General features: G+C 27.0%; 15 protein-coding genes and 1 other annotated feature (1 of these 16 running past the window's edge). All 15 genes read left to right on the top strand.

All coding sequences use genetic code 11. The features are described 5' to 3' along the window. Window positions 1-21 (top strand) — a binding site (T-box leader); it begins 167 nt to the left of the window's first position. Window positions 22-79: 58 nt separating this feature from the next. After that, window positions 80-2,725, top strand: coding sequence for an alanine--tRNA ligase (alaS, locus tag B5D11_RS02810; protein ID WP_078681532.1), 2,646 nt, complete (start codon window positions 80-82; stop codon window positions 2,723-2,725). 87 nt (window positions 2,726-2,812) lie between these two features. Further along, window positions 2,813-3,070, top strand: coding sequence for an IreB family regulatory phosphoprotein (locus B5D11_RS02815; protein ID WP_078681533.1), 258 nt, complete (start codon window positions 2,813-2,815; stop codon window positions 3,068-3,070). Window positions 3,071-3,151: 81 nt separating this feature from the next. Further along, window positions 3,152-3,565, top strand: a complete 414-nt coding sequence (ruvX, locus tag B5D11_RS02820; protein ID WP_078681534.1) for a Holliday junction resolvase RuvX — start codon at window positions 3,152-3,154, stop codon at window positions 3,563-3,565. Window positions 3,566-3,591: 26 nt separating this feature from the next. After that, window positions 3,592-3,855 (top strand): DUF1292 domain-containing protein, encoded by a 264-nt coding sequence (locus tag B5D11_RS02825; protein ID WP_078681535.1) that lies wholly within the window; start codon window positions 3,592-3,594, stop codon window positions 3,853-3,855. A gap of 22 nt (window positions 3,856-3,877) precedes the next feature. Then, window positions 3,878-4,330, top strand: coding sequence for a Fur family transcriptional regulator (locus B5D11_RS02830; protein ID WP_078681536.1), 453 nt, complete (start codon window positions 3,878-3,880; stop codon window positions 4,328-4,330). A 31-nt stretch (window positions 4,331-4,361) separates the two neighbouring features. Next, entirely contained in the window at window positions 4,362-6,029 is a 1,668-nt protein-coding gene (locus B5D11_RS02835) for a ribonuclease J (protein ID WP_078681537.1), read from the top strand. A 165-nt stretch (window positions 6,030-6,194) separates the two neighbouring features. Continuing rightward, window positions 6,195-8,021: a translational GTPase TypA gene (typA, locus tag B5D11_RS02840; protein ID WP_078681538.1), complete on the top strand. Its 1,827-nt coding sequence runs from the start codon at window positions 6,195-6,197 to the stop codon at window positions 8,019-8,021. A gap of 28 nt (window positions 8,022-8,049) precedes the next feature. Continuing rightward, the gene (gene mltG / locus B5D11_RS02845) at window positions 8,050-9,084 is read left to right on the top strand and encodes an endolytic transglycosylase MltG (protein WP_078681539.1); all 1,035 of its coding nucleotides are present in this window, start codon (window positions 8,050-8,052) and stop codon (window positions 9,082-9,084) included. Window positions 9,085-9,098: 14 nt separating this feature from the next. Then, window positions 9,099-9,758 (top strand): O-methyltransferase, encoded by a 660-nt coding sequence (locus tag B5D11_RS02850; RefSeq protein ID WP_078681540.1) that lies wholly within the window; start codon window positions 9,099-9,101, stop codon window positions 9,756-9,758. Continuing rightward, a complete protein-coding gene (locus B5D11_RS02855; protein WP_078681541.1) occupies window positions 9,751-10,980 on the top strand; it encodes a peptidase U32 family protein in 1,230 nt (409 codons plus the stop codon). The genes B5D11_RS02850 and B5D11_RS02855 overlap by 8 nt, the downstream gene beginning before the upstream one ends. A gap of 74 nt (window positions 10,981-11,054) precedes the next feature. After that, entirely contained in the window at window positions 11,055-11,678 is a 624-nt protein-coding gene (udk, locus tag B5D11_RS02860) for a uridine kinase (RefSeq protein ID WP_078681542.1), read from the top strand. Window positions 11,679-11,734: 56 nt separating this feature from the next. Then, on the top strand, window positions 11,735-13,372 hold the full coding sequence (locus tag B5D11_RS02865) for a penicillin-binding transpeptidase domain-containing protein (protein ID WP_078681543.1): 1,638 nt from the start codon (window positions 11,735-11,737) through the stop codon (window positions 13,370-13,372). Window positions 13,373-13,442: 70 nt separating this feature from the next. Continuing rightward, window positions 13,443-14,135, top strand: coding sequence for an RNA polymerase sporulation sigma factor SigK (sigK, locus tag B5D11_RS02870; RefSeq protein ID WP_078681544.1), 693 nt, complete (start codon window positions 13,443-13,445; stop codon window positions 14,133-14,135). A gap of 200 nt (window positions 14,136-14,335) precedes the next feature. Continuing rightward, window positions 14,336-15,397 (top strand): type IV pilus twitching motility protein PilT, encoded by a 1,062-nt coding sequence (locus B5D11_RS02875; RefSeq protein WP_127836446.1) that lies wholly within the window; start codon window positions 14,336-14,338, stop codon window positions 15,395-15,397. 315 nt (window positions 15,398-15,712) lie between these two features. Further along, on the top strand, window positions 15,713-16,978 hold the full coding sequence (locus B5D11_RS02880; RefSeq protein ID WP_078681546.1) for a glycosyltransferase family 2 protein: 1,266 nt from the start codon (window positions 15,713-15,715) through the stop codon (window positions 16,976-16,978). Window positions 16,979-17,043: the final 65 nt, after the last annotated feature.

The following is a 17,043-nucleotide window of genomic DNA, read 5'->3' on the forward strand; positions in this document are numbered from 1 at the left end:
CGGATAACTTTCGTCCCTTATGGGAATTGAAAGTTTTTTTATTTGATAATAATAAAAAGGATAATACGGAGGAATTAGCATGAAAAAGATGGGTTTAAATGAAATAAGAGAGTCATATTTAAAATTTTTTGAAAGCAAAGGACATTTGAGACTTCCAAGCTTTTCACTTATACCTGAAAATGATAAAAGTTTACTTTTAATAAATGCTGGTATGGCACCTTTAAAACCATATTTTACAGGACTTCAAGTGCCTCCAAGTAAGAGAATAACAACATGTCAAAAGTGTATTAGAACAGGAGATATAGAAAATGTAGGTAAAACATCTAGACATGGAACTTTTTTTGAGATGTTAGGGAATTTTTCTTTTGGAGATTATTTTAAATCTGAGATTATACCATGGGCTTGGGAGTATGTAACTAAAGTACTAGAAATTCCCAAGGATACACTTTATGTTACTATTTATTTAGAAGATGATGAAGCGTACGAAATTTGGACTACCAAAACAGATATAGATCCCTTAAGGATTTTTAGATTAGGTAAAGAAGATAACTTTTGGGAAATTGGGCAAGGGCCTTGTGGACCAAGTTCAGAAATTCATTTTGATAGAAGATCTGATTTAGGTAGGATAAAAACAGCTGAAGAATTTATTAAAGCTGGAGAAGAAGATAGAGTAGTAGAATTTTGGAATTTAGTATTTACTCAATTTGACAAAGATGAAAATGGAGTATATAATAAATTACCTAATCCTAATATAGACACTGGTATGGGACTTGAAAGAATTGCAACAATTATGCAAGGAGTTAACAGTATATTTGAAATAGATACAATAAAAAGTATATTAAATGAAGTATGTAAATTATCAGGTACTGAATATGGTGAAGATAGAAAAAAAGATATCTCTATAAGAATAATCACCGATCATGTTAGAAGTATAACTTTTATGGTTAGTGATGGAGTTCTACCTTCAAATGAAGGTAGAGGATATGTACTTAGAAGAATTTTAAGAAGAGCTTCAAGGCATGGTAAATTACTAGGAATTAATAACATATTTTTATATAACCTATGTGATATAGTAATAGATGTATCAAAGTGTGCATATCCAGAACTTGAAGAAAAGAGAGAATACATAAAAAAAGTAATAAAACTTGAAGAGGAGAGATTTGAAAAAACTATAGATAGTGGAATAGAAATATTAAAAAATTATGCTCAAGAGCTTGAAAGCAAAGGGATAAAAATGCTTTCAGGTGATAAAGCATTTAAGCTTTATGATACATATGGATTTCCTTTAGAACTTACATTAGAAATATTAGAAGAAAAAAATATGTCTGTAGATTTAGAGAGTTTTAATATTGAAATGGAAAATCAAAGAATAAGAGCAAGAGAAGCTAGAGAAGAATCAAATTATATGGGTGCTGAAGATAACATTTTAAATAAAATACCTATAGATTTAAATACTAATTTTGTTGGTTATAATACGCTTAGATGTGATTCTACAGTAAGATTATTAATAAAAAATGAAGAATTTGTAGAAAAATTAAATCAAGGGGATAAAGCTATTATAATTACAGAAGAAACCCCTTTTTATGCTGAAATGGGCGGGCAAGTTGGAGATAAAGGAATAATATTAGCTAACAACTTTAAAGCTGAGGTTATAGATTGTAAAAAAAATATTTCTGGGAAAATTCTTCATTTTATTAATGTATTAGATGGAAGTATCATATTAAATTCAAAAGTAACATTAGAAGTATTTGAAGATAGAAGGAATTGTATTAGGAAAAACCATACAGCAACTCATATACTTCATGAAGCTTTAAGACGAGTATTAGGTAATCATGTAAATCAAGCGGGTTCGTATGTTGATGATATTAGATTAAGATTTGATTTTACTCATTTTGGACCAATGAGCGAAGAAGAATTGTATAAAGTAGAAACACTAGTTAATGAAAACATTATGAAAGCCTATAAAGTAGATACAGAAATAATGACTTTAGAGGAAGCCAAAAAAAGTGGTGCTGTAGCTTTGTTTGATGATAAATATAAAGATGATGTAAGAGTAGTATCTGTAGGTGATTTTAGTAAAGAATTGTGTGGAGGAACTCATGTTGGAAATTCTGGAGAAATAGGTTTATTTAAAATTATTTCTGAAACTGGAGTAGCTGCAGGAATAAGAAGAATAGAGGCTGTTACAGGATTTAATGCATTAAATTTAATTAATGAAAGAAATACACTATTAAAAAATATTGCATCAATATTAAAATGTTCCGAGAAAGATATTGTAAAAAAATTGCAATCAGAAATATCTGAATTAAAAGAAAAAGATAAGGAAATAATAGAATTAAAGAAAAAACTTATGAATTCTATAGAAGAAGAAATATTAAATAATATAAAAGAAATTAAAGGAATAAAATTTGTGGCTTATTCTCTTAAGGATATTGATGGAAATACGCTTAGGAATCTAGCTGATAAAATAAGAAATAAAATAACTGAAGGTGTAGTTGTTCTTGGAAGTAATTGTGGAGACAAAGTTCAATTTGTAGCAATGGCTACTAAAGGTGCTATAAGTCAGGGAGTTCATTGCGGGAAAATTATAAAAGAAGTAGCTAGTATAACAGGAGGTAATGGAGGCGGAAGACCAGATATGGCACAAGCAGGAGGGAAATTACCACAGAAATTAGATGAGGCTATTTCAAAAACTGGAAAGATTATAGAAACTATGGTACAATAGTGTACTTTTTGTAAAAAGTAGTTTATAATATAATTAACATGTACCTTATATCATTTTAAAGATGATAAAAAGAGGGGTGAGAGCGTAATGGGGAACAACATTGATAATACCATTCAATTTGATTTTCAAAAGGATAAAAAAGCTTTAACTAAAGAAATTTTAAATGAAGTATATGATGCTTTAATTGAAAAGGGATATAACCCTATAAATCAATTGGTGGGTTATTTAATTTCTGGTGACCCTACTTATATAACTAATTACAACGGTGCTAGAGCATTAGTAAGGAAACTAGAGAGAGATGAAATTCTTGAGGAAGTATTAAAAGCTTATCTAGGAATAAAATAAAAATGCCCTTACCGGGCATTTTTATTTTAAAATTTATATATAAATTTTTTATTATGCAATTGTTACATAAGGAGAATATGTATGAGAGTGCTAGGATTAGATGTTGGTGATAAAACTATAGGTGTTGCGGTTAGTGATCCTTTAGGATTTACCGCTCAAGGTATTAAAACTATAATTAGAACTTCTAAAAAAAAAGATATAGAAGAAATTAAAGAAATATGCAATGAATATGAAGTTGAAAGTATAGTTGTAGGACTTCCTAAAAATATGAACGGTACTATAGGACCTCAAGGAGAAAAGGTTATAAGTTTTTGCGAATATATAAAACTTAATATAAATATTCCTATAAAGCTATGGGATGAAAGACTTACAACTGTTGCAGCTCATCGTGCTATGCTAGAAGCAGATTTATCTAGAGCTAAAAGAAAAAAAATAGTAGATAAAATAGCTGCTACTTATATACTTCAAGGTTATTTAGACAGCTTATCTAAATAAAATATTTACAAAGGAGAAGTGAAATCATGGATAATGATATTAACACAATTATGCTTATCGATGAAGAAGGTAAAGAAAGACAATTTGATGTTATAACAAAATTAGATATTGAGGGAAATGAATATGTAATTGTTATACCTTCTGATGGAGAAGAAGAAGATGCCATTGCGCTTAAAATAGAAAAAGATAAAACTGGTCAGGATGTATTGGTTACAATTGATGATGAAGATGAGTTTAATATGGTGGCAGAAGCATATGAATTAATTTTTTCTGATGAAGATTTAAGTTAATTAATAGAAATGAGGTATTATAATGTCAAAGCTATCTCCAGATGGAGTTGAGAAACTTAAAAATAATTTAAAAGAAAAGGGATACAAGTTAACTCCTCAAAGAAGAGCAATTGTTGATATTATAATTAAAAATGAAGGTAGCCATTTAACAACAGAAGAATTGTATAATTTAGTAAAAAAAGAGTGTCCTGAAATTGGTCTTGCTACTGTATATAGAACCGTTCAACTTTTAGAAGAACTTGGGATTATTAGTAAATTAGATTTAAATGATGGCTGCTATAGATATGAATTAATACATGAAAGTGAAAATCATCAACATCATCATTTAATATGTAGCAATTGCGGCAAAGTTATTGAAGTAGAGGGAGATTTACTTGAAGGATTAGAGCACGAAATAGAAATTAAATATGATTTTAAAATAAAAAATCATAGTGTAAAATTTTATGGACTTTGCAAAGAATGTAATAAAGAATAAATATATTTTAATTATTTAAAGGAGGGTAGACATGAAAAAAGAAAAAGAAAAAATACGAATAATACCTCTAGGAGGGGTAAATGAAATAGGAAAAAATTTAACGGTTATTGAATATAAAAATGATATATTAATAATAGACTGTGGATTAAGATTTCCAGATGAAGATATGTTTGGGATAGATGTTGTAATACCTGATATAAGTTATCTTATAAAAAATATTGACAAGGTAAGAGGAATTTTTTTAACTCATGGACATGAAGATCATATAGGAGCATTACCTTATGTTCTTAAGCAATTAAATGTTCCTGTTTATGGTACAAAACTTACTCTTGGAATTGTAGAATCAAAATTAAAAGAACATGGTTTGTTAAGTACAGTTAAACTTATACGGGTTGCTGCTAAAGATATAATTAAACTTGAAAGTGTTTCAGTTGAATTTATAAAAACAAGTCACAGTATTGCTGATTCAGTTGCTATAGCAATTCATACACCATTAGGGGTTATACTTCATACTGGGGACTTTAAAATAGATTATACTCCAATTGATGGAGAAGTAGCTGATTTACCAAGATTTGCAGAGCTTGGCAAAAAAGGTGTAATTGCTATGCTTGCAGATAGTACTAATGTAGAAAGACCTGGATATACTATGTCTGAAAGTACAGTAGGAGAAACTTTTGAAAATATATTTTCTGATGCAAAAGGAAGAATAATTGTTGCTACTTTTGCATCTAATATTCATAGAATTCAACAAATTGTAACTGCAGCAAGTAAATATGGAAGAAAAGTTGCAGTATCAGGCAGAAGTATGGAAAATATTGTGGCAGTTGCAGCGGAATTAGGATATATAAATATGGAAAAAGAAGTATTAATAAGCATAGATAATATAAATAGATATAATGATAATCAGATAGTAATTATAACTACTGGAAGCCAAGGTGAGCCTATGTCAGCTCTTTCAAGAATGGCAGCATCTGAACATAAAAAAGTAAATATTGTTCCAGGAGATACAGTAATTATATCTGCCACACCTATACCTGGAAATGAAAAATTAGTTTCTAGAGTTATAAATCAATTATTTAAAAAAGGAGCAGAAGTAATTTATGAGGCTTTGGCAGATGTTCATGTTTCAGGCCATGCTTGTCAAGAAGAACTAAAATTAATGCATATATTAGTTAAACCTAAATTTTTTATACCAGTTCATGGCGAATATAGACATTTAAAGCAACATGCAGAACTAGCAATGAAATTGGGACTAGCAAAAGAAAATATAGTAATTTCAGATAATGGAGATATAATAGAAGTTACAAGAGATTCTATAAAAAAGAATGGAACTGTTATATCAGGACAAGTATTTGTAGATGGATTAGGGGTAGGAGATGTAGGAAATATAGTACTAAGAGATAGGAAACATTTATCACAAGATGGTATATTAACTGTAGTTGTTACTATTGAAAAAGAGACAGGTAGTGTAATAGCTGGACCAGATATTATATCTCGTGGATTTGTATATGTAAGAGAATCCGAAGATTTAATGGAAGAAGCAAGATTAATTGTAAAGGATGCTTTGAAAGAATGTGAAGAAAAACATATAACTGAATGGGCAACTATAAAATCTAATATTAGGGAAGCTTTAAGAATTTTCTTATATGAAAAAACAAAACGAAAACCTATGATTCTACCTATAATAATGGAAATATAATTTATAATTATTTATTTTAATGTTAAGTTGACTTTTTATAATGTTAATATTAGAATAAATTATGTTAAATAAAATTGGGTACTATATAGTATCCAATTTTTATTTGATTAAATTTATTGCACATATTGAAGTTTATTTTTTTATGCAAGATATGGAGGAATTTACATGGAATTATTTACAAGAGATGATATAAGAAATATTGCTATAATAGCCCATGTTGATCATGGTAAAACTACTTTAGTTGATGCTATGTTAAAACAAAGTAATATTTTTAGGGAAAATGAAAAAATTCAAGAAAGAGTTATGGATTCAAATGATTTAGAAAGGGAAAGAGGAATAACTATACTTTCTAAGAATACTTCGGTTGAGCATAATGGTATTAAAATTAATATTGTTGATACCCCTGGGCATGCAGATTTTGGTGGAGAAGTTGAAAGAGTTTTAAAAATGGTTGACAGTGTTTTATTAGTTGTAGATTCTTTTGAAGGACCTATGCCTCAAACTAAATTTGTCCTTAAAAAAGCTTTAGAATTAAATTTAAAACCTATAGTTGTTATTAATAAAATAGATAGACAAGATGCAAGACCAAATGAAGTTATAGATGAAGTGTTTGACCTTTTTATTGAATTAGGTGCTAATGATGAACAACTTGACTTTCCTATAGTATATTGTTCTGCTAAAGATGGTATAGCAAAGAATGAATTAAATGATGAAAGTAATAGTATGGAGCCATTATTTGATACTATTATTAAAAAAGTACAGGCTCCTTCAGGATATTTAGATGAACCATTTCAAATGTTAGTTACAACATTGGATTCTAATGAATATGTAGGTAAAATTGCTATAGGTAAAATTGAAAGAGGAATTATAAGAAAAAATCAACAAGCTGCACTTATAAAAAGAGATGGTACTATCAATAACGTTAAAATATCAAATCTTTATGTATTTAAAGGATTAAAAAAAGAAGAAGTAGAAGAAGCTAAAATTGGAGATATAGTTGCTGTTTCTGGAATACCTAATATTAACATAGGTGAAACTTTAGCAGATCCAAGCAAACCAGAAGCTTTACCTTTTATAGAAATTGATGAACCTACTTTAAGTATGAACTTTATGGTTAATGATTCTCCTTTTGCAGGAAGAGAAGGTGAATTTGTAACTTCTAGACATTTAAGAGATAGATTAATGAAAGAAATACAAACCAATGTAAGTCTTAGAGTAGAGGAAACCGATTCTCCAGATAATTTTAAAGTAAGTGGAAGAGGAGAATTACATCTTTCAATTTTAATTGAAACTATGAGAAGAGAAGGTTATGAATTCCAAGTATCAAAACCAACTGTAATATTTAAAGAAGAAAATGGAGTATTATTAGAACCTATTGAAAAATTAACTATAGATGTACCAGAAGAATTTATGGGAGTTGTTATGGAAAAACTTGGACCTAGAAAAGCAGAAATGATAAATATGACTTCTGCAATAAATGGTTATACTAGATTAGAATTTTTAATACCATCTAGAGGACTTATAGGATTTAGAAATGAATTTATGACTGATACAAAAGGCAATGGTATAATGAACCATATACTTAATGGATATGATAAATATAAAGGAGATATACCAGAAAGAACAAGAGGTTCAATAGTTGCTTTTGAAACTGGAGAAGCAGTTACTTATGGATTATATAATGCTCAAGAAAGAGGTACTTTATTTATAGGACCAGGAACGGAAGTATATGAAGGAATGATTGTTGGAGAATACTCAAGATCAGGTGATGTTGAAGTAAATGTATGCAAAAAGAAACATCTTTCAAATACTAGAGCTTCTGGATCAGATGATGCTTTAAGATTATCACCTGTAAAAGTTATGTCTTTAGAGCAATGCCTTGAATTTGTTGCCTCAGATGAACTTGTAGAAATTACTCCTAAGTCTATAAGATTGAGAAAAAAAATATTAAATACTGAATTAAGGAAAAAAGCCATGAATAGAAACAAATAAAAATTATTTGTTAAAATAGAGGTAGGTTATGAAAAAATTTATTATACCTTTTGTTATTATATTTGCCTTTATAGTATTTAAAATTTATTTAAATATTGTAGGGACAATAAAACAGCCTTTTATAAATAATAATGGAAATATTGAAGTAAAAGTAAGTAATGGTGATAATTTAAATAAATTAATTGCTTCTCTTTATAATGAAAATAAAATAAAAAATCTTTATTTAACAAAATGGTATATAAAAAAGCAAAAATTCAACACAAATATAAAGCCAGGTATTTATAGTATATCTAATAAAATATCGCTAGATGAATTTGTTAAAATTCTTAATGAAGGCAAATATAATAAAAACCTTGTTAAAGTAACTATACCAGAAGGGTACACAATTGATAATATTGCCTCTTTACTCGAAGAAAAAAAAGTTATTTCAAAAGATAAATTTATAAAAAGTATAAAGGAATATAAATTACCCACATATATAAAAAAAGATAAAAACAGAAAATATCAATTAGAAGGATATTTATTTCCAGATACTTATGAATTTGCTAAAGATATGAGTGGGAAAGAAATTATTAATATAATGATTAATAACTTTGAAAAAGTATTAAAAGAAATAGAAGAAGAAAATAATAAATTAATAAATGAAGAAGAAATTGATAAGATAATTATTATGGCTTCTATAATAGAAAAAGAAGCTGAAGTTTCATCTGAAAGACCTATAGTTGCTTCTGTATTTTATAATAGAATTAAAGAAAAAATGCCGCTTCAATCTTGTGCTACCGTAGAATATGTTTTGGGGATTCACAAAACAGTATATACGTATAATGACTTAAAAATAGAATCTCCTTATAATACTTACAAAGTAAAAGCATTACCTGTTGGCCCAATATCAAATCCTGGGAAAAGTGCAATTGAAGCAGCATTAAACCCAGCAAAAACTAATTATTTATATTTTGTATCTAAATTTGATGGAACTAAAACTCATTTTTTTACAAGAGATTATAATGAATTTTTAAAATATAAAAAAGAATCTGATGAAAATTTATTAAAAATGAATAAATAAATGGAGGAAATTTAATGAGTGGAATTACTTACGATTATATGGAACAGTATATAAGAAAACTTATACCTGATAATGAAGGTGTACTTAAAGAATTAGAAATATATGCAAAAGAAAATTCTGTTCCTATAATACAAAAAGAAGTTGGGAAATTCCTTCAATTAATGATAAATATAAAAAAGCCTAAAAAAATATTAGAATTAGGTACAGCTATAGGATATTCAGCTATACTTATGAGTATAAGTTGTAATTTTGATAGTAAAATTACAACTATTGAAAGAAATCCCCAAATGGTTGATATAGCTTATAATAATATATGTAAATATGGATTTAAAGATAAAATTAATATTGTTCAAGGTGATTGTTTAGATATTTTAGAAAAATTAAAAGATAAATATGATTTGATTTTTATAGATGCAGGTAAGGGGCATTATAATCATTTTTTACCTTATTGTTTAAAATTATTAAACAAAGATGGAATTATTATTGCTGACAATGTACTTTTTAGAGGTATGGTAGCATCCAAAGAATTAGTAAAAAAAAGAAAGATAACTATTGTAAAACGAATGCAATCTTATTTAGAAGCAATATCAAATAATAAAGAATTAATAACTTCAGTTATACCTATGGGGGATGGTATAGCAGTAACTACTAAGAGGAGGAATACCGATGAATAAACCTGAGCTTTTAGCTCCAGCAGGTAATTTAGAAAAACTTAAAACTGCTATAAATTTTGGCGCTGATGCTGTTTATTTAGGAGGTAGCAAGCTTAATTTAAGAGCATTTGCGGATAATTTCGATAATAATGAACTTTTAGAGGCTATACAATATGCTCATGATAGAAATAAAAAGATATATGTTACATTAAATGTTTTCCCCCATAATGAGGATTTAGAAGGATTAGAAGAATATTTAAAAGAATTATATAATTTAGATGTAGATGCGCTTATAGTATCAGATCCAGGTATTATAATGACTGCAAAGGAAACAGTACCTAATTTAGAATTACATTTAAGTACTCAAGCAAATAATGTAAATTGGAAATCAGCACTTTTTTGGCATAAAATAGGAATTAAAAGAATAGTTCTTGCAAGAGAATTATCTCTTAATCAGATTAAAGAAATACGCAAAAAACTACCAGAAGATTGTGAATTAGAAGCTTTTATACATGGATCTATGTGCATGTCATATTCTGGCAGATGTCTTTTATCCAATTATATGACTGGAAGGGATGCAAACAGAGGTGAATGTGCACAACCTTGTAGATATAAGTATTATTTGATGGAAGAAAAAAGGCCAGGAGAATATTTTCCTGTTTTTGAAGATGATAAAGGTACATATATAATGAATTCTAAAGATTTATGTATGATTGAGCATATACCAGAGCTTGTAAATGCAGGAATTAGCTCATTTAAGATAGAAGGAAGAATGAAAAGCGCATTTTATGTTGCTACTACTGTAAAAGCATATAGAGAGGCAATAGATTCTTACTTTAATGATCCTAAAAATTATAAATATAATGAAAACTGGATGAAAATTCTTGAAATGTCAAGTCATAGAGAATATCATACAGGATTTTATTTTGGAGAAAAAAATAAACAAGTTTATAAAACATCTTCATATATAAGAAATTATGATATAGTTGGAATTGTAAAAGAGTATAATTCTTCAACCAAAACAGCTTTAATAGAACAAAGAAATAAAGTATTTGAAGGAGATAAAGTTGAAGTTTTTAGGCCAATTGGAAATAATTTTGAAATAATTTTAAAAAATATTAGGGATATAGAAGGAAATAAAATTGAATCAACTCCACAAGCTCAAATGCTTTATACTATTTCTACAGATATTGAACTAAAAAAGGATGATATGCTTATAAAGTATAAAGAAATTAAAAATTAGAAATAAATATTTTAAATAAATTTTTACAAATAATAAAATAATTTTTAGTCTTAACATAAGAAGGGAGAAAATTGATGAAACGCCCAATTTTAATAGGAATTACTGGTGGAACTGGTTCAGGTAAAAGTACAATTGCTCGAGAAATATACAATAAATTTGATGGAAATTGTATTGCAATGATTGAACAGGATTCTTATTATAAAGATCAAAGTCATCTTTCTTTTGAAGAAAGAATAAAAACAAACTATGATCATCCAGATGCTTTTGATACACCACTTCTTATAGAACATTTAAAAAGCTTATTAAAAGGACAAGAAATTTATAAGCCAATTTATGACTTTTCTCTTCATAATAGAAAAAAAGAAACTATAAAAGTTGAACCTAAAGATATTATAATTTTAGAAGGAATATTAATACTTCAAGAAATAGAACTTAGGGACTTATTAGATATAAAAATATATGTAGATACCGATCCAGATGTTAGAATAATTAGAAGACTTATAAGAGATATAAATGAAAGAGGAAGAACTGTAAATTCAGTAATTGATCAATATTTAAATGTTGTAAGGCCTATGCATATGCAATTTATTGAGCCAACTAAAAGATATGCAGACATTATTATACCAGAAGGTGGACATAATAAAGTTGCTATAGATTTATTGGTTGCAAATATAAAGCAATTTTTACAAAAACAATAAATATGGAATAAAAAACCTCACTTTAGGCTAAAATTAAGTCATAGTGAGGTGTTTTTATGAGAGATAAAATCCAAAAAAAGAGAATAATTATATTTATAGTTAGTATATTCCTTATTTTTGTAATTATTTGGTGGAGAATAAAAATATTAATGGTTGATGAAGCATATAAATTAAGTGTATGGGCAGATTCACAATATACAGATAAAATACCTAAAAGTGATTTAAATTATCGATTATTTGATAAAAATGGAAAAGAACTTTTAAAATATAAAAATAAATATTATGCTGTTATAGATACATCCGCTTTTATAAAAAATAATATGGGGACAAAATCTGATGACTTATATGCCCTAATATATATACTTAGAAACTATGATAATAGTTATGATTTATCTAAAGTTGGATTAAATGGTACATCTAAAAAATTAACTTATGAAATAGATGAAATTACATATAATAAATTAAAAAATATAAAAGATGTTAAAGGATTTTATACATATTCAACTTCAGTTGTTGATAGAAGTGAAGCATGGAAAATTGAAAATATGATTATAAATCCTAGAAATCAAGTTGATAATAAACTTAAATCTAAAGATTCTTTGGAAATGATTGTATATAATAAAACAAAGCTTAATCAATATCCTACTATAAATTTTGTTAAAGATATTAATGGAAATGTTTCTTTAGGAGAATTTATAACTCCAGAAAATAATACAAACTTAAGACTAACTTTAGATAAAAATATTCAAGATAATATAAAAGAAATATTAAAAGATGATAAATATAAAAAACATGAGCAAATAGGAGTTATACTTTCAGAGAGCAATAGTGGGAAAATACTTGCAATGACACAAAAAGATGATACTAAACCTAATGTAAATTTAGGATCTACAACGCAAAATGGATTTGAACCTGGTTCTATATTTAAAATAATAGTAGAAGAAGCAGGGCTTGAAAGAAATAGTATAAATTTAGGAGAAAAATATTCATGTAAACAAAATATATATAATATTGATGAAAAAAAAGATCATGGTATTTTGGATCCTGAAGAGGCTTTAATAGTTTCATGTAATAATATATTTGCTCAAATTGGAGATAAAGTAGGTGTAAATAATATTATAGCTGAAGCTCAATCTCAAGGTATTTTTTCAAAAGTTCTCGGATTTGATAGTGAAGTTACAGGAGATTACGTTATGCCTAAATTACCTGGGGAGGGAGCCGGACAATTAGCAATTGGTCAGAGCATGAGAATAACTCCAATTCAAGCAGTAGGTATTGTTAATACTGTGGTTAATAATGGAATTTATGTAAAACCATATATAGTTGAAGCTTATGTTGGGGATAACAATGAAGTAAAAGAATTACTTAAGACAGAAGAATATAGCACATTAAAGAAAAGTACAGCAAATTCTTTAAAAAATCAAATGATAAAAGTTGTTAGAAGAGGAACAGGAGTAGAAGCAGATATTAAAAATATAGAAATAGGAGGTAAAACTGGGACTTCTACTAGAATAGATGGAAATAAAAAAACCTCAGATGGTTGGTTTATAGGATTTTTTAAAGTTAAAAATAAATATTATTCTATGGTAGTATTTGTAAAAGATATAGACAATAAAAACGAACAGGCGGCTAATACTGCAGTTCCTATATTTAAGGACATAGTTTTATCTATATACGATTATTTAAAAAAATAATTTTTAATATAGTCACTTTTTTTATTGTTCTGCCATATTATATTAATAAGCACTATTAGGAGGATCAACTGTGTTCTTCGTAAATTGTTTATTAAATTTAGTTGGCAGCATGACTTTTTTAGTAGCGTATGTTACTAATGGTAATTCTTTTCCTCAGCCACTTGATGATAGAGAAGAAAAGGAATATTTAGAAAGACTTAAAAATGGAGATTTACTTGCCAAAAGCATTTTAGTAGAAAGAAATTTAAGACTTGTAGCTCATATTGTAAAAAAATACTCTTACCAAGGGAAAGAAGTAGATGATTTAATATCTATAGGTACTGTAGGATTAATAAAAGCTATAGATTCTTATGATAGTTCAAAAGGAACAAGATTAGCAACTTATGCAGCTAGATGTATAGAAAATGAAATACTTATGCTAATTAGGAATAATAAAAAAACAAAAGGAGAAGTGTATCTTCAAGAACCTATAGGAATAGATAAAGAAGGAAACGAAATATCTCTTATGGATGTTTTAAGCAGTGATGAAGACTCCATAATAGAAGTTGTAGAAAATAAAATCCAAGTAAAAAAATTATATAACAAAATAGAAAGCTGTCTCGCACATAGAGAAAAAATTGTTGTAGAAATGAGGTATGGACTTCTTGATGGCAAACCCAAAACACAAAGAGAAATTGCAAAAATGTTAGGTATATCACGTTCTTATGTGTCTAGGATTGAAAAAAGAGCTTTAAAAAAATTATTTAAAGAACTTAATCAGTGATAAATAGAAAAAGGATTTAGTTTAAATATGGATATAAAAATAATAATAAAATATACAATAAGAGTTAGAAAACTTAGGAATATATAAATTTCTTTGTTTCTAACTCTATTATTTTAAATTCAGTATATTTAAAATAACAAAAGTGTGTTAAAATATTATCTATAAAATAAAATTATAAAATTTTAAATTTGGAGGATAAAATTATGACGTTAAATGAACTTTTAAATTTAACTGTAGAAAAAAAAGCTTCAGATCTTCATTTAACAGTTGATGCTCCACCTATTTTGCGAATTGACGGAGAATTAGTTTATATAAATTCTAATAAATTATCTTCATTAGAAACTAATCAATATGTAAAAGAAATACTAAACAATGAAGATGATTATAAAAAATATATAGATAAAGGAGAAATTGATATATCTTATTCTATAGATAGTATTGGAAGATTTAGAGTTAATATATTTAAACAAAAAGGAACAGATTCCTTAGCTATAAGATATATATCATCAAAAATTCCAACTTTAGAAGAACTAAAATTTCCACCTATAATAAAAGAGCTTACATTAAAGCAAAGAGGATTAATTTTAGTTACTGGTCCAACAGGTAGTGGCAAAAGTACAACACTAGCTGCTATGATAAATGAAATAAATTTAAGTAAAGCTGTACATATTATTACACTAGAAGATCCTATAGAATATTTACATAGTCATCATAAATCTATAATAAATCAAAGAGAAATAGGGAAGGATAGCATTAGTTATCAAAATGCTCTTAAACATATATTACGTGAAGATCCAGATGTAATTTTAGTAGGAGAAATGAGAGATTTAGAGACAATTTCAATTGCTATAACTGCAGCAGAAACTGGACATCTAGTTTTTTCTACTCTTCATACTATAGGAGCAGCTAAAACAATAGATAGAATAATAGATGTTTTTCCACCTCATGCTCAAACACAAATAAGGATTCAACTTGCCTCTGTAATTCAAGGTATAATATCTCAACAATTAATTCCAAATGCTTTTGGTGGAGGAAGAACTGCAGCATTAGAGATTATGATAGGGACACCAGCAATACAAAATTTAATTAGAGAAGGTAAAACTCATCAAATTGAATCATCTATTCAGACAGGTATAAAATATGGAATGAAAACTATGGATATGGCTTTGGCTGAATTATGTAAAAAAGGAATAATTAATAATGCCACTGCAGAAGATTATGCTATAGATAAAAATATATTTAAAAAAATGATTATGTTTTAATATAATAATTAAGATTATACCTAAAAAGTACTTTTATTAAAAAATATTGATGAAAGTTTACATATAATACAAATCTTTAAATTATATAAACTTATAGAGTAAAAGCTAATTTATAGTTTGTTGTGACTTAGCTTAATTATAATTATAAATTTTAAGAAGTATTTTATTAAATAAATCGGATTTAGTGATAAAATTGCATTTATTAATTTTAGGGAAAATATATAAATTAAAAAATATCTTATATAAAAAATTAAAATACTATAGTAATTAGTAATAATATGTGCTAAAATATCTGTGAACTAGGGGGGATTAATATTGAATATTATAAAATCAATAATGCAGGTTAGTGCAAATATCTTAAGCAATATTGTTTTTATTATTTCTATGTATTATTTGTGTATTTCTTTCTTTGGATTTTATAGAAAAAAGAAAAAAAATATATTTGAACCTGAGAAATCTTTTGCTCTTATAGTTGCTGCCCATAACGAAGAAAAAGTAATTCAAGATATTATATATAGTTTAAATATATTAGATTATCCTAAAGAATTATATGATATCTTTGTAGTTGCAGATAACTGTACAGATAAAACAGCAGCTAAAGCTAAAGCTGCAGGAGCTATTGTATATGAGAGATTTAATAAAACAAAAAAAGGAAAAGGCTATGCATTAGAATGGATGTTTGATAAAATATTTAAGATGGATAAAAAGTATGATGCTGTTGTAGTTTTCGATGCTGATAATCTTGTTTCCAAAAATTTCTTAAAAGAGATGAATAATAAATTATGCGAAGGTTTCAAAGTTGTTCAAGGATACTTAGATAGTAAAAATCCTAATGATACTTGGGTTACTGGTGTATATTCTATCGCGTTTTGGACTTCAAATAGAATGTTTCAGTTATCAAGAGAAAATTTAGGTTTATCTAATCAATTAGGAGGAACAGGTTGTTGCATAGATACCGATATTTTAAGAGAATTAGGTTGGGGAGCAACATGTCTTACTGAAGATTTAGAGTTTACATGTAAATTAGTATTACATGGATATAAGGTAGGATGGGCACATGATGCTGTGGTATATGATGAAAAGCCTCTTACTTTAGCGCAATCGTGGTGGCAAAGAAAAAGATGGATGCAAGGATATGCTGATGTAGCAAGCAGATACTTTCTAAAATTGCTCAAAAAATTTATTAAAGAGTTTAATTTTACTGCTTTAGATTGTGCTCTTTATAGTGTTCAACCAATAACTATAGTAGTATTGGGTATAGCAACAATAATAGACGGACTAACTAAAATTAAAAATTTACCAGAGCTTATTAATTGGTTTTTAAATATTAATAATTTAAATACAGTTACAGTTGTTCTTTTGATTGTTGCAATATTGCAATTCATTTACACTCCAATAGTATTATTTCTTGATAAAAAATTAAGCTTAAAAGTACTATTTTATTATTTAATATTCCCTATATATACAATAACTTGGATTCCAATATCAATTCAGGGTATAATTGATAAAAACAAAAAAGATTGGAATCACACAGTACATACAAGAAGTGTTAGTATTAATGAACTTGAGAAAGCAAATTAAAAGGTGGAAATTTCCGCCTTTTAATTTTTTGTAGCATTATATGAAAAATTATTTTATAATTTATA

It is taken from the genome of Clostridium sp. USBA 49 (genome assembly GCF_900167505.1).
GTDB classification, from domain to species: domain Bacteria; phylum Bacillota; class Clostridia; order Clostridiales; family Clostridiaceae; genus Clostridium_AT; species Clostridium_AT prolinivorans.

What these genes read in the sequence shown, in the direction of transcription:
- alaS (WP_078681532.1), top strand. Translation starts at nt 80, where the DNA reads ATGAAAAAGATGGGTTTAAATGAAATAAGAGAGTCATATTTAAAATTT.
- B5D11_RS02815 (WP_078681533.1), top strand. Translation starts at nt 2,813, where the DNA reads ATGGGGAACAACATTGATAATACCATTCAATTTGATTTTCAAAAGGAT.
- ruvX (WP_078681534.1), top strand. Translation starts at nt 3,152, where the DNA reads ATGAGAGTGCTAGGATTAGATGTTGGTGATAAAACTATAGGTGTTGCG.
- B5D11_RS02825 (WP_078681535.1), top strand. Translation starts at nt 3,592, where the DNA reads ATGGATAATGATATTAACACAATTATGCTTATCGATGAAGAAGGTAAA.
- B5D11_RS02830 (WP_078681536.1), top strand. Translation starts at nt 3,878, where the DNA reads ATGTCAAAGCTATCTCCAGATGGAGTTGAGAAACTTAAAAATAATTTA.
- B5D11_RS02835 (WP_078681537.1), top strand. Translation starts at nt 4,362, where the DNA reads ATGAAAAAAGAAAAAGAAAAAATACGAATAATACCTCTAGGAGGGGTA.
- typA (WP_078681538.1), top strand. Translation starts at nt 6,195, where the DNA reads ATGGAATTATTTACAAGAGATGATATAAGAAATATTGCTATAATAGCC.
- mltG (WP_078681539.1), top strand. Translation starts at nt 8,050, where the DNA reads ATGAAAAAATTTATTATACCTTTTGTTATTATATTTGCCTTTATAGTA.
- B5D11_RS02850 (WP_078681540.1), top strand. Translation starts at nt 9,099, where the DNA reads ATGAGTGGAATTACTTACGATTATATGGAACAGTATATAAGAAAACTT.
- B5D11_RS02855 (WP_078681541.1), top strand. Translation starts at nt 9,751, where the DNA reads ATGAATAAACCTGAGCTTTTAGCTCCAGCAGGTAATTTAGAAAAACTT.
- udk (WP_078681542.1), top strand. Translation starts at nt 11,055, where the DNA reads ATGAAACGCCCAATTTTAATAGGAATTACTGGTGGAACTGGTTCAGGT.
- B5D11_RS02865 (WP_078681543.1), top strand. Translation starts at nt 11,735, where the DNA reads ATGAGAGATAAAATCCAAAAAAAGAGAATAATTATATTTATAGTTAGT.